Source organism: Hominimerdicola alba, assembly GCF_900109655.1.
GTDB lineage: Bacteria > Bacillota > Clostridia > Oscillospirales > Ruminococcaceae > Hominimerdicola > Hominimerdicola alba_B.
Genome location: NZ_FOAT01000001.1, coordinates 392,725 through 407,379, shown reverse-complemented (window position 1 = coordinate 407,379; position 14,655 = coordinate 392,725). Strand labels below are relative to the sequence as shown.

General features: G+C 49.0%; 11 protein-coding genes. 8 read left to right on the top strand and 3 right to left on the bottom strand.

Annotated elements, in window-relative coordinates:
* Positions 1-8: 8 nt before the first annotated feature.
* Positions 9-467 carry an NUDIX hydrolase gene (locus tag BMY75_RS01895; protein WP_074828891.1) on the bottom strand — a complete coding sequence of 153 codons (459 nt, stop codon included), beginning with the start codon at positions 465-467 and terminating at the stop codon, positions 9-11.
* Between the two features lie 322 nt (positions 468-789).
* On the opposite strand from BMY75_RS01895, the gene BMY75_RS01890 reads away from it, so the two are divergent.
* A complete protein-coding gene (locus tag BMY75_RS01890; protein WP_074828888.1) occupies positions 790-3,435 on the top strand; it encodes a cation-translocating P-type ATPase in 2,646 nt (881 codons plus the stop codon).
* 88 nt (positions 3,436-3,523) lie between these two features.
* On the opposite strand, the gene BMY75_RS01885 is transcribed toward BMY75_RS01890, so the two are convergent.
* Positions 3,524-3,880: a hypothetical protein gene (locus BMY75_RS01885; protein ID WP_074828884.1), complete on the bottom strand. Its 357-nt coding sequence runs from the start codon at positions 3,878-3,880 to the stop codon at positions 3,524-3,526.
* A gap of 109 nt (positions 3,881-3,989) precedes the next feature.
* Positions 3,990-5,408, bottom strand: coding sequence for a pyruvate kinase (gene pyk / locus BMY75_RS01880; protein ID WP_074828881.1), 1,419 nt, complete (start codon positions 5,406-5,408; stop codon positions 3,990-3,992).
* A 352-nt stretch (positions 5,409-5,760) separates the two neighbouring features.
* Between pyk and BMY75_RS01875 the strand changes: the two genes are divergently transcribed.
* The 7 genes from BMY75_RS01875 to BMY75_RS01845 all read left to right on the top strand — a co-directional run bounded on the left by BMY75_RS01875 (position 5,761) and on the right by BMY75_RS01845 (position 14,645).
* Complete coding sequence (locus BMY75_RS01875) at positions 5,761-6,252, top strand: hypothetical protein (RefSeq protein ID WP_074828877.1); 492 nt, start codon at positions 5,761-5,763, stop codon at positions 6,250-6,252.
* Between the two features lie 346 nt (positions 6,253-6,598).
* Entirely contained in the window at positions 6,599-7,654 is a 1,056-nt protein-coding gene (gene hrcA / locus BMY75_RS01870; protein ID WP_347499918.1) for a heat-inducible transcriptional repressor HrcA, read from the top strand.
* 20 nt (positions 7,655-7,674) lie between these two features.
* Positions 7,675-8,247: a nucleotide exchange factor GrpE gene (gene grpE, locus BMY75_RS01865; protein ID WP_081350422.1), complete on the top strand. Its 573-nt coding sequence runs from the start codon at positions 7,675-7,677 to the stop codon at positions 8,245-8,247.
* A gap of 90 nt (positions 8,248-8,337) precedes the next feature.
* Positions 8,338-10,203, top strand: coding sequence for a molecular chaperone DnaK (dnaK, locus tag BMY75_RS01860; RefSeq protein WP_074828867.1), 1,866 nt, complete (start codon positions 8,338-8,340; stop codon positions 10,201-10,203).
* Between the two features lie 72 nt (positions 10,204-10,275).
* Positions 10,276-11,424 (top strand): molecular chaperone DnaJ, encoded by a 1,149-nt coding sequence (dnaJ, locus tag BMY75_RS01855; protein ID WP_074828863.1) that lies wholly within the window; start codon positions 10,276-10,278, stop codon positions 11,422-11,424.
* A 175-nt stretch (positions 11,425-11,599) separates the two neighbouring features.
* On the top strand, positions 11,600-12,289 hold the full coding sequence (locus BMY75_RS01850; protein WP_081350421.1) for a methionine synthase: 690 nt from the start codon (positions 11,600-11,602) through the stop codon (positions 12,287-12,289).
* Entirely contained in the window at positions 12,279-14,645 is a 2,367-nt protein-coding gene (locus BMY75_RS01845) for a homocysteine S-methyltransferase family protein (RefSeq protein WP_074828860.1), read from the top strand. Before BMY75_RS01850 ends, BMY75_RS01845 begins: the two co-directional genes overlap by 11 nt.
* Positions 14,646-14,655 lie beyond the last annotated feature (10 nt).

Genomic DNA, 14,655 nt, shown 5'->3' with positions numbered 1-14,655 from the left:
TTTTCTTTCTAAAGTATCCCGCTCAGGTATTTTTCAAAAACGGGACGTATGGGCGGGGATATCATATCAAGGGTTATTTCTTCGGGGCGGAAGAACCGAAGTTCTTCTATCTCTTCTTCCTGCCTTTTGAGTTCGCCGTGATATTTTTTGCAGATATAGATTATCTCCACATTTGATACTTCATCGCCGTTGGGGTAGATGTAGTGCGCTTCTTTTCCCGAGTTGATGAAGAAGAATTCCAGTTCATCGGCAATGATGCCCGTTTCCTCAAAAAGCTCCCGCTTTGCGCAGTCTTCCACCTTTTCATCAATCTCCACCGAACCCCCTGCGTAGCCCCACAGGTGATTGTCGGTGCGTCTGCCTAGGAGAAGTCTGCCCTCGCCGTCAACGCATATCACGCTGCCCGCACACTGTATCAGAGTCCTGTGACCCACAATCTTGCGCATATCGGAAATATATCTGCTCATAGAATACCTCCGCAAAAATAGTACGGCACTATCGTTCACGTACAGCTGTAAACTACGCCGTCTTTTAGTCCTGCCGAAATCTGCTGTACACTTGACGACAGGACACTATTATTTATAATATAACAATTCTGAGGAAATGTCAATAGCGAAAATCGCTTAAAAATCCAGAGTTGTGAGCCTGTTTGTCAGCTGATGTAAAATATGGGCAGGCATAATCCTTGTACGCCTGAATAGAATTAAACTAGCACCCTGCTTTGTTAAGTATTATATTTCAGCAGGTGGGGAAAACGGAAAATGTCTTGATAATGAAAGGAAGATGGAGATGTACGGGATATTGGATAAGAAGCTGGAATGTCCTGCGGTGGATGGTGAGGTGCTTGGGCTGTCCTCGGCGGAGGCGGCACAGCGGCTTGAAAGTGACGGCAGGAACGTTCTGGGCGGAAAGCGGCACAAGGGTGCAATGAAGATATTTCTGGGGCAGTTTCATGATGTGATGGTGATGATACTGCTTGGGGCTACGGCGGTATCTGTGCTTATGGGGCAGTATACGGATGCTGTTCCCATAATCGCGGTGGTGGTGATAAATGCTCTGCTGGGGTTTATTCAGGAGTACCGATGTGAGAAAACTCTTGAAAAGCTTGAAGCCATGACTGCGCCGACCGCCCGCGTTTACCGCGACGGCGTGCTTAAAACTCTGCCTGCGGAAATGCTGGCGGCGGGTGATGTTTTCACCCTTGAAGCGGGGGATAAAGTTCCTGCGGACGGCTACATAATCAGCGCTAAAATGCTTTGCTGTGATGAATCTGTTCTCACAGGAGAAGCGGAGCCCGTATGCAAGCGGATGCGGTCGGATGAAGTGGATTTTTCCTCGCTGAACAAGGCTTATATGGCATACATGGGGACTGTTGTGACAAAAGGCAGTGCGGTGGTCAGGGTGACGGCGACAGGCAGACGCACACAAATGGGCAGGGTATCGGTGATGCTGGACAGCATCGATGAGGAGCTGACTCCTTTGCAGAAAAAACTTGCGGAGCTTGGACGGACTCTGGCGGTGATATGTATTGTTATCTGTTTTATCGTTTTCATCGCAGGGATATTGCGTGGCGAACCTCTATTTGATATGGCGATGACAGGTATAACGGTGGCGATAGCGGCGATACCCGAGGGGCTTCCTGCGGCGGTGACCATAGCGCTTTCGCTGGCTGTAAGAAAGATGCTCAGGCGGAATGCTTTGGTACACAAACTCCACTCGGTGGAAACACTGGGTTGTGCCACGGTGATATGCACGGACAAGACAGGCACTGTCACACAGAACAAGATGAAAGTTACAACAATATCGGATGGTGTGGGGAATGTTTTTGAAGCGGCAGGGTTGTCGGGTGAGATACCTGATACGGTGAAAGAGCTGATGATCTGTGGAGCGCTGTGCTCAAATGCCAGAATCGAGGAAAATGCGTCTTCACTGCTTAAAGCGAAGAAGAATTCGGCAAGATTCACGGCTGAGGGCGACCCTACGGAATGTGCCATAGCTTTAGCGGCGGCAGAGCTTGGTATACTTTCGTATGCAGTCGTATACACTCGTACCGATGAGATACCATTTGACAGTGAGAGCCGTTCCATGACGGTGATATGCCGCGGGGCTGGCGGGAATATGGTATCATTCAAAAAGGGAAGTCCCGATGTGATAATCGGTGAATGTACTGCGGTGCTGACGGCGGCGGGTGTGAAGACTTTCGGCAGTGCCGAAAAGCTGGCTGTAATGCGGGTAGGGGACAGGTTTGCGGCTGAGGGTCTGCGGGTGCTGGCATTTTGCAGAATCGTTGACGGAAGCACTGTTTTTCTCGGACTGATGGGTATGCAGGACCCGCCACGACCTGAAGCGGCAAAGGCTGTGCGTCAGTGCGGCAGGGCAGGTATCAGGACGGTGATGATAACAGGCGACCACAAGCTCACCGCGGCGGCGGTAGCACGTCAGGTTGGGATATTGAAACAGGGCAGTCTTGTGCTGACGGGGAGTGAGCTCGACGGAATGAGCGATGAACGGCTTGCGGAAGTCATTGAAAACTGTTCGGTCTTCGCGCGGGTGACACCAGCCCATAAGCTCAGGATAGTCAGGGCTTTCAAGGCAAAAGGGCATATCTGTGCCATGACAGGTGACGGTGTGAACGATGCGCCTGCGGTCAAGGAAGCTGATATCGGTGTATCCATGGGGATACAGGGTACGGAAGTCACGAAACAGGCGGCGGATATGATACTTCTCGATGATAATTTTGCCACCCTTGTGAACGCTGTTGAGGACGGCAGGACTATCTATTCAAACATACGCAAATTCGTGAGATATATGATATCAAGCAACATAGGCGAGGTAGTCACTATGTTCGGGGGACTGCTGATGGGTCTGCCAATGGTGATGCTGCCTGCGCAGATACTTCTGGTGAACCTTGTGACGGATAGTCTGCCCGCGGTAGCACTGGGGCTTGAACCGCCCGAAAAGAGTGTGATGGAGAAGATGCCACGCAGAGAGAGTGACAGCTTTTTCAGCGGCGGTCTGCTGTGGCGTATGCTGATAAGGGGCGTGCTTATCGGCATCTGTACACTGGGTACGTTTTCTGTTCTGCTTAAAGCGGGTGCTGCGCTCACCTTGGCGAGGACAGGTGCGCTTATCACTCTGGTGCTTAGTCAGCTGATACACGTTTTTGAATGTAAATCCGAGGAAAAGACACTGTTCTCTGTGCCATTTTTCAACAACACTTTTCTGCTCTTCGCTGTGACGGCTTCGGCGGCGGTGTTGTTTACGGGGATATACGTCCCTGTACTGGCGAAGATATTCAGCACGGCGGTGCCTGATATCAGGTGTCTTGCGGTGTCGGTGGGTTCGGCTTTTCTGGTGCCTGTGCTGTCGGGGCTTGTGTCCTCGGCTAAAAGATTCGGCAGGCGGAAGACCTTTGATATACCTGCTAAGGGATAGGAAGACTATCCGAAAAAAATATTTATGCCCCCGAGCATTTTGGAGCTTGGGGGCTTATTGTTATTGCATGGGGCGGTGGAAATTATTCTCACCCTAAGTGAAGATACGGGTCATCGAGACCCTGTTCAACATCGCGAACAGCTTTTTCCCAGAGGTCGAGCCTTTTGCGGGCTTCCATATCTTTCAGTATATCGCCTATCTCATCGATATATCCGATATCCAGATATATCCTCAGAAACTGCATACCTATCATGTATGCATCATCGGGGGCGGAAACCTGTTCTACCGCTTTATCCCAGTCGCTTTCGTGGGCAGGGTCTGCTGTACTTCCATCGGGCAGCCAGCTCATCTGACTAAGTAATGAGCCCAGCCAATCGTGTTCTTCGGAATTCCATATATTATCGAGATATCTGTAAAATGTGCGGTAGGCTTTTATGTTTTTCATAGGTGTGCTCCTTAGTTGATTTATGGATATATTATATCCGAGCAGGGAAGAAATGTCAATAGAAAAGCCACAGTATTTCCCATGGCTTTGGAAATCTGTGGCTTGTTTTTTATGCTCTTTCAACCTTCATCAGGTTGGTTGTGCCGCTCATTCCGAGAGGTACGCCTGCGGTGATGACTACAAGGTCGCCCTCTTTGAGGTAGCCTTTTTCAAGTGCGACTTTGATAGCGCGGGAAATGAGTTCATCGGTGTTGTCCATTTCCTCCACAAGACCCGGCAGAAGTCCCCATGACATATTCATCTGGTGACAGGTGACAGGATCGGTGGTCAGACCGATTATTGGACAGTCGGGTCTGTACTTGGAGAGGATACGCGCGGTGGCACCGCTCTTGGTAACTGTCAGAACAGCAGCCGCTTTAAGGTCGTGGGCGGTGGTAACTGTTGCGTGGCAGATAGCATCGGTGATGCTGTGGTGGTCGATATCGTCACGCTTCTGGAAACGGCGCACGTAGTCGATATCACCCTCGGTGGTCTCTGCGATAAGGCTCATTGTCTTGACAACTTCAACGGGGTACTTGCCGGCTGCGGTCTCGCCGGAGAGCATTATTGCGGAAGTGCCGTCATAGATGGCGTTTGCAACGTCGGTTATCTCAGCACGGGTAGGTCTGGGATTGTTTATCATGGATTCCAGCATCTGGGTGGCGGTGATGACCTGCTTGCCTGCGTTGTAAGCCTTGTGGATAAGTTCTTTCTGGATGGCGGGGATCTTTTCAAAAGGTATCTCAACGCCCATATCGCCTCTTGCCACCATTATGCCGTCAGCGGCTTCAAGTATCTCGTCGATGTTCTCAACACCCTCGGCATTCTCGATCTTTGCGATTATCCTGGGGTTGAACCATCCAAGACTCTGGGTGAATTTTCTCAGGTAGGTGACATCTGCGCCTGTTCTCACGAAAGAAGCCGCGATGAAATCAAAGCCCATCTTTGCGCCGAACGCAAGGTCAGCCATATCAGCATCGGAGATATAGGGCATTGAAAGCTTCACACCGGGAACGTTGATGCCCTTATGGTCGGAAACGACACCGCCGTGGATTATCTCGCACTGGATATCGGTGGAATCTATCTTGATGGCTTTCAGCTCGATAACACCGTCATTTATCAGTATCCTTGTACCTGTGGTGATATCTTGGGGCAGCTTTGCAAAAGTGATGGAGCAGATGGTCTCATCGCCCTCAACATCTCTTGTGGTCAGGGTGAACATATCTCCGTCCTTGATGGTGACGGGCTTGTGATCTTTGAAATCCTTCAGCCTTATCTCGGGACCCTTGGTATCCATCAGTGTTGCGATGTTGAGACCCATTTCGTCGCGAAGACGGGTTATAGTCTCAAATCTCTGCTGATGAACGGAATGCTCAGAGTGAGAGAAGTTGAAGCGGGCAACGTCCATGCCGTTTTTCATCATATCCCTGAGGATATTCTCATCATCTGTTGCGGGACCTATGGTGCATACTATCTTGGTTTTGCGCATATTATCAGACTCCTGTTTAAATAAGCAAACGTCCCGAAAAACGGGAGTTTTAGGACAATTGTATGAGCGCCGCAAGGCTGATTTTTCTTACAAAAGATACGTCTGCGGCGAGTTTATCAATATCAATTTAAATTATACTACATCAAAAATTGCTTGTCAAGTTCATTTTTGGCAAACCTTAAGCACAGATTGATAAATAATTGTCAAAATCTACGAAATGCAAAAATGTGCTTGACAATATAGTAAAAAAATGTCATAATATAATTATTGTATTATTTATGTCCCGAATGTTATAGATATAGAAATGATTTTGCGGACGCTTAATGATAAATAATAGACCGGGGGTATTTATATGGAAAAGAAGATAAGGTCGCAGATGAGTATAATGATGGGTATAACCCTCAGTCTGTGTTTGTCATTCGTGGGTACTTTCACTTCTGGCAACTTTACTCCCGTGGCGTTTATGAAAAGCTTTCTGGAAAGCCTTGTGATAAGCCTTGTTATCGGATATTTGGTGCCTATGAAGCTGTTAGAGGACAAAGCCTGCGAAAAGGCAGGCATTACAGGAAAGCATTTGCCTTGCAGGGCGCTGGGAAGCCTTATCTCCGATCTTATATACACCCCGATAATCACTATTTTCATGGTGACTATAAATTTCGTGAAGATACCCGCCGAGCACAGACCGACTTATATTATTATGCTCGGGAAATCAATGCTGATAAGCTTTGTGGTGGCTTACCTCATAGTTTTTCTGGTGGCGGATAATTTCATGAAGCTCATCCTCAAAAGCAACGGCGTGGGAAGACCTCCCGAGGGCGGCAGACCAGATATGAGAAAAAAATAACAAAGTTTACTCAGAGGAACTTTACAGCTGCAATTATGCTGTAAGACGGTGAACAGCAGAAAAATGCTTTTTAAGGGCACTTTTGTCATGGTATGGCAGGAGTGCTTTTTTATATGGTCTTAACCGGACAGTGATGTCAGAACATCGGTTTATGATGGAATAAGTCCCTAAACAGAGGAATTTGTAACAATGGGTGTTTGCTTTGTTTAATGTGTACAATTTGCTTTTGACAGGAATTTTATCTTTGGTGAAAAAATTAGTCCAAAGGTCTTGACAAAATGAAGAAAAAGGTTTAAACTATATTTAGCACTCAGAGAGAATGAGTGCTAACACCTGAAAGTCGCGAGTGCTAAAAGGCAAGACTCAGGAAAGGCGGGACGGTGAGCAGATGGACGACAGAAAACTAAAGATATTGTCCGCGGTAGTGGACGAATATATAGTATCGGGTGAGCCTGTTGGCTCCAAGGCGATAATGGCTCATGTCAAAGCATCTTCCGCCACGATACGAAACGAGATGGCAGAGCTTGAAAAGCAGGGCTATCTTGAACAGCCCCACACTTCGGCGGGGCGAGTACCTACTTATAAAGGGTACAGACTTTATGTGGATAAGCTGATGGAGCAGAACCCTCTGAGTGAGGAGGAGAAGGACAGGCTGGATTCCATGCTTCCCGATGACTTCGTCACCGAGAAAGATCTGGTGGAAAGCGCTTCTCTTGCACTGGCAGAGCTCACAAAGTGCGCTACGGTGGTAGCAAACTCCACACCTAAATTTTCGCTGATATCTAAGGTCGAGGTAATACCCACAGGAAAAAGGATGTACGTCATACTTATGATAACATCCAACGGCGAGATCAAGAACAAAGTTTGTCGACTGGAATTTGACCTTACCCACGAACAGCTGGAATTCTTTGATAATTTCGTTAAGCAGAACCTGAACGGTGTACCTATAAGCGAGATATCAGATGCGAACATGGAAAAGCTGACGGAGGCTATGGGAACTTACATGATGACCCTTTCTCCGCTGGTTTCCGAAGTACTGAAAATGACCAAGGAACTCGATCGGAGCGTGAGCCTTAAGGGGCAGAAAAATCTGCTGACCTGTAAGGATCTCGACCAGACCGAGATAATATCTTTCCTTGATAACGAAAAGGAACTCATGGCGTTTATCGACAGCACATTCTCAGGGCTGAACGTAATGTTCTCACCCGAGACCGACGGATTTGTTATACACAATTCTTCGATGATAACAGCACCGTTCTCAAAGGACGGACAAATGGCGGGTGCGCTGGGACTGATAGGACCCATGAGGATAGATTACGCAAAATTCATACCATATCTTGAATACTTCACATCGAGGATAACAGACCTGATATCCGAGAGAGATGAGAATGATGATAAGTAACAGAAAGGCAGGCGCTGGAATTGGCTTTTGAAGAGAGACAGGATGAACTTGAAGAGGAAGCAGTGAACGCTGAAGAAACAGCTGAGGACACTGCGGAGGATACGGAGAAAGAAGAAAATAACGATACTGCCCCCGAGGAAGAGAATACTCAGAGCGAGGAGGAAAAGCTCAAAGCTGAGCTGGCTGATACAAAGGATAAGTACCTGAGACTTATGGCTGAGTACGATAACTTCCGCAAGCGTTCAGCTAAGGAAAGACTTGATATCTCGGCATCGGTAAAGGCTGATACAGTGGCTGATATACTCCCCGTTATGGACAATTTCGAGAGAGCACTGGGCACTGAAACTCAGGACGAAGCTTACAAGGCAGGCATCGAGATGATATTCAAGCAGTTCAGCGATGCAATGACAAAGCTGGGCATCGAAGCTATCGACCCTGTGGGTGAGGTCTTCGACCCGAATATAGCAAATGCAGTTAACCAGATAGAGGACCCCGAGCTTGGCGAGAACGTTGTAGCTCAGGTATTCCAGAAGGGTTACAGGATAGGCGATAAGGTCATCAGATATGCGATGGTCGTTGTTGCAAATCCGTAGTTAAATTAGCATATACACAGCAGGGTATAAAAGCCTTGCAAATTATCACTTAAACCAATAAAAAAGATAAAACTGAAAGGATGATATTTTATGGCAAAGATAATCGGTATTGACCTTGGTACTACAAACTCCTGCGTAGCAGTTATGGAAGGCGGCGAAGCAGTAGTAATCCCTAACAGCGAAGGTGCTAGAACTACTCCTTCCGTTGTTGGTCTTTCAAAGACAGGCGACAGACTTGTTGGTCAGGTCGCTAAGAGACAGGCAGTTACAAACTTCGAGAACACTGTTATCTCCATCAAGAGACACATGGGTTCCGACTATAAGGCAACTATGGGCGGCAAGGAGTATACTCCTCAGGAGATCTCCGCTATGATACTCCAGAAGCTGAAGGCTGATGCTGAGGCTTATCTGGGCGAGAAGGTAACAGAGGCTGTTATCACAGTTCCTGCTTACTTCACCGACTCTCAGAGACAGGCTACTAAGGATGCTGGTCAGATCGCTGGTCTGACTGTTAAGAGAATAATCAACGAGCCTACCGCTGCTGCTCTTTCCTACGGTATCGATAAGGAAGAGGATCAGAAGGTAATGGTATACGACCTCGGCGGCGGTACATTCGACGTATCCATCATCGAGATGGGCGACGGCGTTACCGAAGTTCTTGCTACAGCTGGTAACAACAAGCTGGGCGGCGATGACTTCGACCAGAGGATCATCGATTGGATGGTAGCTGAGTTCAAGACAGCTGAGGGCGTTGACCTGACTGCTGACAAGCTGGCTATGCAGAGACTGAAGGAAGCTGCTGAGAAGGCTAAGATCGAGCTGTCTTCTACTCCTTCTTCCACAATATCTCTTCCTTTCATCACTGCTGATTCTACAGGTCCTAAGCACCTTGAGATGACACTTACACAGGCTAAGTTCAATGAGATGACAGCTGATCTGGTTGAGTCCACAATGGGTCCTGTAAGACAGGCACTGAGCGACTCCGGTCTGTCCGCAGGCGACCTGCAGAAGGTTCTGATGGTCGGTGGTTCTTCAAGAATCCCCGCTGTTCAGGAAGCTGTTAAGAGATTCATCGGCAAGGAGCCATTCAAGGGCATCAACCCCGATGAGTGCGTAGCACTGGGTGCTGCATATCAGGGCGGTGTTCTCGGCGGCGACGTTAAGGACGGTCTGCTGCTGCTGGACGTAACTCCTCTGTCCCTTGGTCTTGAGACCATGGGCGGCGTATGCACCAAGATCATCGAAAGAAATACAACTATCCCTACCAAGAAGAGCCAGATCTTCTCCACCGCTGCTGATAACCAGAGCGCTGTTGACATCAACGTTCTTCAGGGTGAGAGAGAGTTCGCAAGAGATAACAAGCAGCTGGGTATGTTCCGTCTCGACGGCATCGCTCCCGCTCCCAGAGGTATACCTCAGATCGAAGTAACATTCGATATCGATGCTAACGGTATCGTTCACGTATCCGCTAAGGATCTGGGCACAGGCAAGGAGCAGAACATCACCATCACTTCTTCTACAAATATGTCCAAGGAGGATATAGACAAGGCTGTCAAGGAAGCAGAAGCATTTGCTGCTGAGGACGCTAAGAAGAAGGAAGAAGTTGACATCAGAAACAACGGCGACCAGCTTGCATTCCAGGCTGAAAAGGCTCTGAAGGACTTCGGCGACAAGGTCGATGCAGGCGATAAGGCTGACTGCGAGACCAAGATCGAAGCTCTGAAGGAAGCACTGAAGGGCACTGATACTGACGCTATCAAGGCTAAGACTGAGGAACTGCAGAAGACCTTTGAGGCTATCGCTACCAAGGTTTATCAGCAGGCAGGCGCACAGGGCGGCGCACAGGGCTTTGACCCCAACAGCATGAACATGGGCGGCGGAGCTTCCGCAGGTGCTGCTGACACCAACAAGGGCGGCGATGACGTTATCGACGCTGAGTTCACCGACGCAGACTGATATACAGACAATTGACGGCAGCCTCCGTTCCGTTTTGCGGAATGGGGGTATACCGCTTTAGGAGCGATATATATGGCAGATAAAAGAGATTACTATGAAGTCCTCGGCGTGCAGAAAGGTGCATCGGAGGACGAGCTGAAAAAAGCATTCCGTAAGCTTGCCAAGCAGTATCACCCCGATCTTCACCCGGGAGATAAGGAAGCAGAGGAGAAATTCAAGGAGATAAATGAGGCTTATGAAGTCCTCTCCGATCCTGACAAAAAGGCTAGGTACGATCAGTTCGGCCATGCAGGTGTTGACCCTAATTACGGCGGCGGTGCAGGCGGCGGATTCGGCGGATTCTCGGACATGGGCGATATCTTCGATTCCATATTCGGCGGATTTGGTTTTGGCGGCGGCGGACGTTCCACCAACCCCAATGCCCCAAGGCGCGGCGGCGATATCCGTGCTAATCTCACCATTGATTTCATGGAAGCTTGCTCGGGCAAAAAGGTGAAGATGAAGTATGCTAGAAACGAGACTTGTCCCGACTGTAACGGAACAGGCGCTGCGGCAGGAACTTCACCCAAGACCTGTCCCGATTGTCATGGTACAGGTCAGGTAAGGATAAGCCAGAGAACACCTTTCGGCAACATTTCTCAGACTACGACCTGTTCACGCTGCGGAGGCAAGGGCAGGATAGTTGATAATCCCTGTCGCACCTGCGGTGGTCAGGGCATCGTCAAGAAATCCGTTGAGAGGGATATCGATATCCCCGCAGGTATAGATGACGGTCAGACACTGAGAGTTGCAGGCGAGGGTCACAGAGGTTCAAACGGCGGACCCAACGGCGACCTGCATATCAATATCACAGTACGTCCCGACCCGATTTTCGAGCGCGACGGCTTTGATGTATGGACTGATATTCCGATTACTTACGCTCAGGCAACTCTGGGTGACGAGATAACCGTACCTACCGTTGGCGGCAAGGTGAAGTACAATGTTCCCGAGGGAACACAGAACAACACCGTTTTCAGGCTGAAAGGCAAGGGCATCAAGCGTCTTAACCGCAATGATTACGGCGACCATTACGTGCGCATAAACGTTGAAGTTCCACGCAATCTGAACCGTGAGCAGAAAGAGAAGCTCCGCGAGTTTGAGCGTTCGCTGAACGAGAAGAACTATGCTAAGAAGAATTCTTTCAAGGAAAAGCTGGACAAGCTCAAGGATATTTTCAAATAATAATTTGAATACGAGAAAGCTATAAAATATCATGAACTGACCTCGCTTATGCGAGGTCAGTTTTTTGTCCTTGGGCGGATGGCTCGATCCGTCACGTAAAATTTTTTTGAAGTCCTTGTATTATCGGTTTTGATATGGTATAATGAAAAAAATATGTAGTTTGGAGGACGGCGGGTTGAACGGTCATTTGCAGGTCGGGCTGGAAAGTCTTGACAAAAATGAAGCCCTGCGCTATATGGGCTACGGGGATACTGCTCCCGATGAAAAGATACTTTCCATGATGGACGAGTGCGAAAAGGCTCTGCTTGCTGTGATTAAGCCATGCTGTATATATCATGTGTTCGATATCGAGGCGGTCAGTCAGGGGATAGCGGTCTGCGGGACTTCTCTTGTGCTGGAGGGAAATGCCATCAGGGAGCACCTTGCGGGGTGCTGTAAGGCTGTGCTTATGGCGGCAACACTTTCGGCTCATGCTGACAGGGTGATACGCCGTTTTGAAGCTACCGATATGACACGTGCTGTCATGGCTGATTTTCTTGCAAGTGCGGCTGTTGAACAGGTGTGCGATCAAGCCGAGAATGCCATAGGGCAGGAGTTTGCGGATTATTATCGAACATGGCGGTTCTCTCCCGGCTACGGCGACCTTCCGCTGGATATTCAGGGCAGTTTTCTTGATGTTTTGCAGGCGCAGAAGCTCATAGGGCTGAATGCCACCGCAAGCAATATCCTTACGCCGAGAAAATCCGTCACTGCGGTGATAGGTCTTAGTGAAAACGAGATACAAAAGGGCAGACAGGGCTGTTCTGCCTGCAATATGAAAGATGTTTGTCAGTTCAGGAAAAGAGGGGAACACTGTGGGGTTTAGAGAACTTTTAAAAACCAAGGAATTTGTGATACTTGACGGTGCTATGGGTACCATGCTTCAGGCTAAGGGTCTGAAAATGGGCGAAACTCCCGAGGTCATGAATATAGAAAAGCCCGAATGGCTGCTGGATATCCACAGACAGTACATCGAGGCGGGCTCCGATGTTATCTACGCCAACACCTTCGGCGGAAACAGGCACAAGCTTGCTAAGAGCGGATATTCCGTTGATACACTTATCGGTGAGGGCATACGCCTTGCACGTCAGGCGGCTGAGGGTCATGATACCCTTGTGGCACTGGATATCGGCTCTATCGGACAGATGCTTGAACCTACGGGCACGCTGACTTTCGAGGAAGCATATGATATCTTCAAGGAAATGGTGATAGCAGGCAAGGAAGCTGATGTTATCGTCTTTGAGACCATGACCGACCTCTACGAGCTTAAAGCGGCTATCCTTGCGGCTAAGGAGAACAGCGACCTGCCCATAATGTGTACCATGACTTTCGAGGAGAATATGCGTACTTTCACGGGTGTTGATATAAGTGCCATGTGCCTTACCGCCGAGGGTCTTGGTGTTGATGCTCTGGGTGTTAACTGCTCTCTGGGACCCAAGGAGCTTTATCCTGTTGTTGAGAAGATATGTCAGTGGACAAATCTGCCTGTTGTGGTAAAGCCTAACGCAGGTCTGCCTGACCCTGTTACCAACGAATACAACTGTTCAGCCGAGGAATTTGCTGAGTTCGCTGAGAAGCTGATACCTCTGGGCATAAAGGTCATAGGCGGATGCTGCGGTACTGATCCCACATATATCGCCGCACTTAAAAAGATGCTTGACGGCAAAAAGTATGTCAAGAGGGAAGTTCATATCCCCGCTGTATGCTGTTCACCTACTGAGACCGTCGTTATCGACCAGCCCAGAATTATCGGCGAGAGGATAAACCCCACAGGAAAAAAGCGCTTCAAGCAGGCACTGCTGGAGGGCGATATCGACTATATCCTGGGTCAGGCTATGGAGCAGATAGACGCCGGTGCTGATATCCTTGATGTCAACGTGGGACTTCCCGCCATTGATGAAAAGGCGATGATGGTAAAGGCGGTAAAGGCTTTGCAGGGTGTTTGCGATGTTCCGCTTCAGCTGGATTCCACCATACCAGAGGTTATGGAAGCGGCACTGAGGGTCTACAACGGCAAGCCCATCGTCAATTCCGTAAACGCTGAGGAAAAGTCCCTTGAAACGGTTCTTCCTCTGGTAAAGAAATACGGTGCGGCTGTTGTCGGTCTTACCCTTGACGAGAACGGCATACCAAAGACCGCCGACGCTCGTTTTGCTCTTGCGAAGAAGATACTCGACCGCGCTATGGCTATCGGCATACGCAAGGAAGACGTTTATATCGACTGCCTTACGCTGACGGCTTCCGCTGAGCAGGAGAACGTTATGCAGACTGTCAATGCGGTGTACCGTGTAAAGCATGAGCTGGGTCTGAGGACAGTCCTCGGTGTGTCCAACATCAGCTTCGGTCTGCCAAGCAGAGAGATAGTCAACCACAACTTCCTGATGATGTGCCTGACAAGCGGTCTTGACCTGCCCATCATGAACCCGAATATTGATTCCATGACGGCGACGGTAAGAACTTACAAGCTGCTGACAAATATCGACAAGAACTCCATGGATTTCATCGCCCACTACGGCGCTGATACTTCTTCTCCCGCACCAAAGGCAGAGAAGAAATCCGACATGGACTTGCCCTATGCTATCGAGCACGGTCTGAAGCACGAGGGCGCTGAGATAACGGCGAAACTCCTGGAGACCACGGATTCCATGACTATCATCAACGAGATGCTTGTACCCGCTCTCGACAAGGCAGGCGAGCAGTTTGAAAAGGGCAAGATATTCCTGCCACAGCTGATACAGACCGCAGGCGTTGCTCAGGGCTGTTTCGAGGTCATCAAGCAGAAGATGCTTGCCGAGGGCGGAAGCAGTGTTTCAAAGGGCAAGATAATCCTCGCAACGGTCAAGGGCGATATCCACGATATCGGCAAGAACATCGTGAAAGTTCTGCTTGAAAACTACGGCTATGAGGTGATTGACCTTGGCAAAGACGTTGACTATCAGACTGTTGTTGATGCGGCTATCGAGAATGACGTTCATCTTGTGGGACTTTCAGCGCTGATGACCACAACTCTTGTCAGCATGGAAGAGACTATCAAGCTCCTGCGTGCCAACAATGTTGACTGCAAGATAATGGTGGGCGGCGCAGTAGTTACCCCTGATTATGCCGAGCAGATAGGCGCAGATTTCTACTCCAAGGATGCTAAGCAGTCGGTGGATATTGCAAGGCAGGTCTTCGGAAACTGAATAAAACATA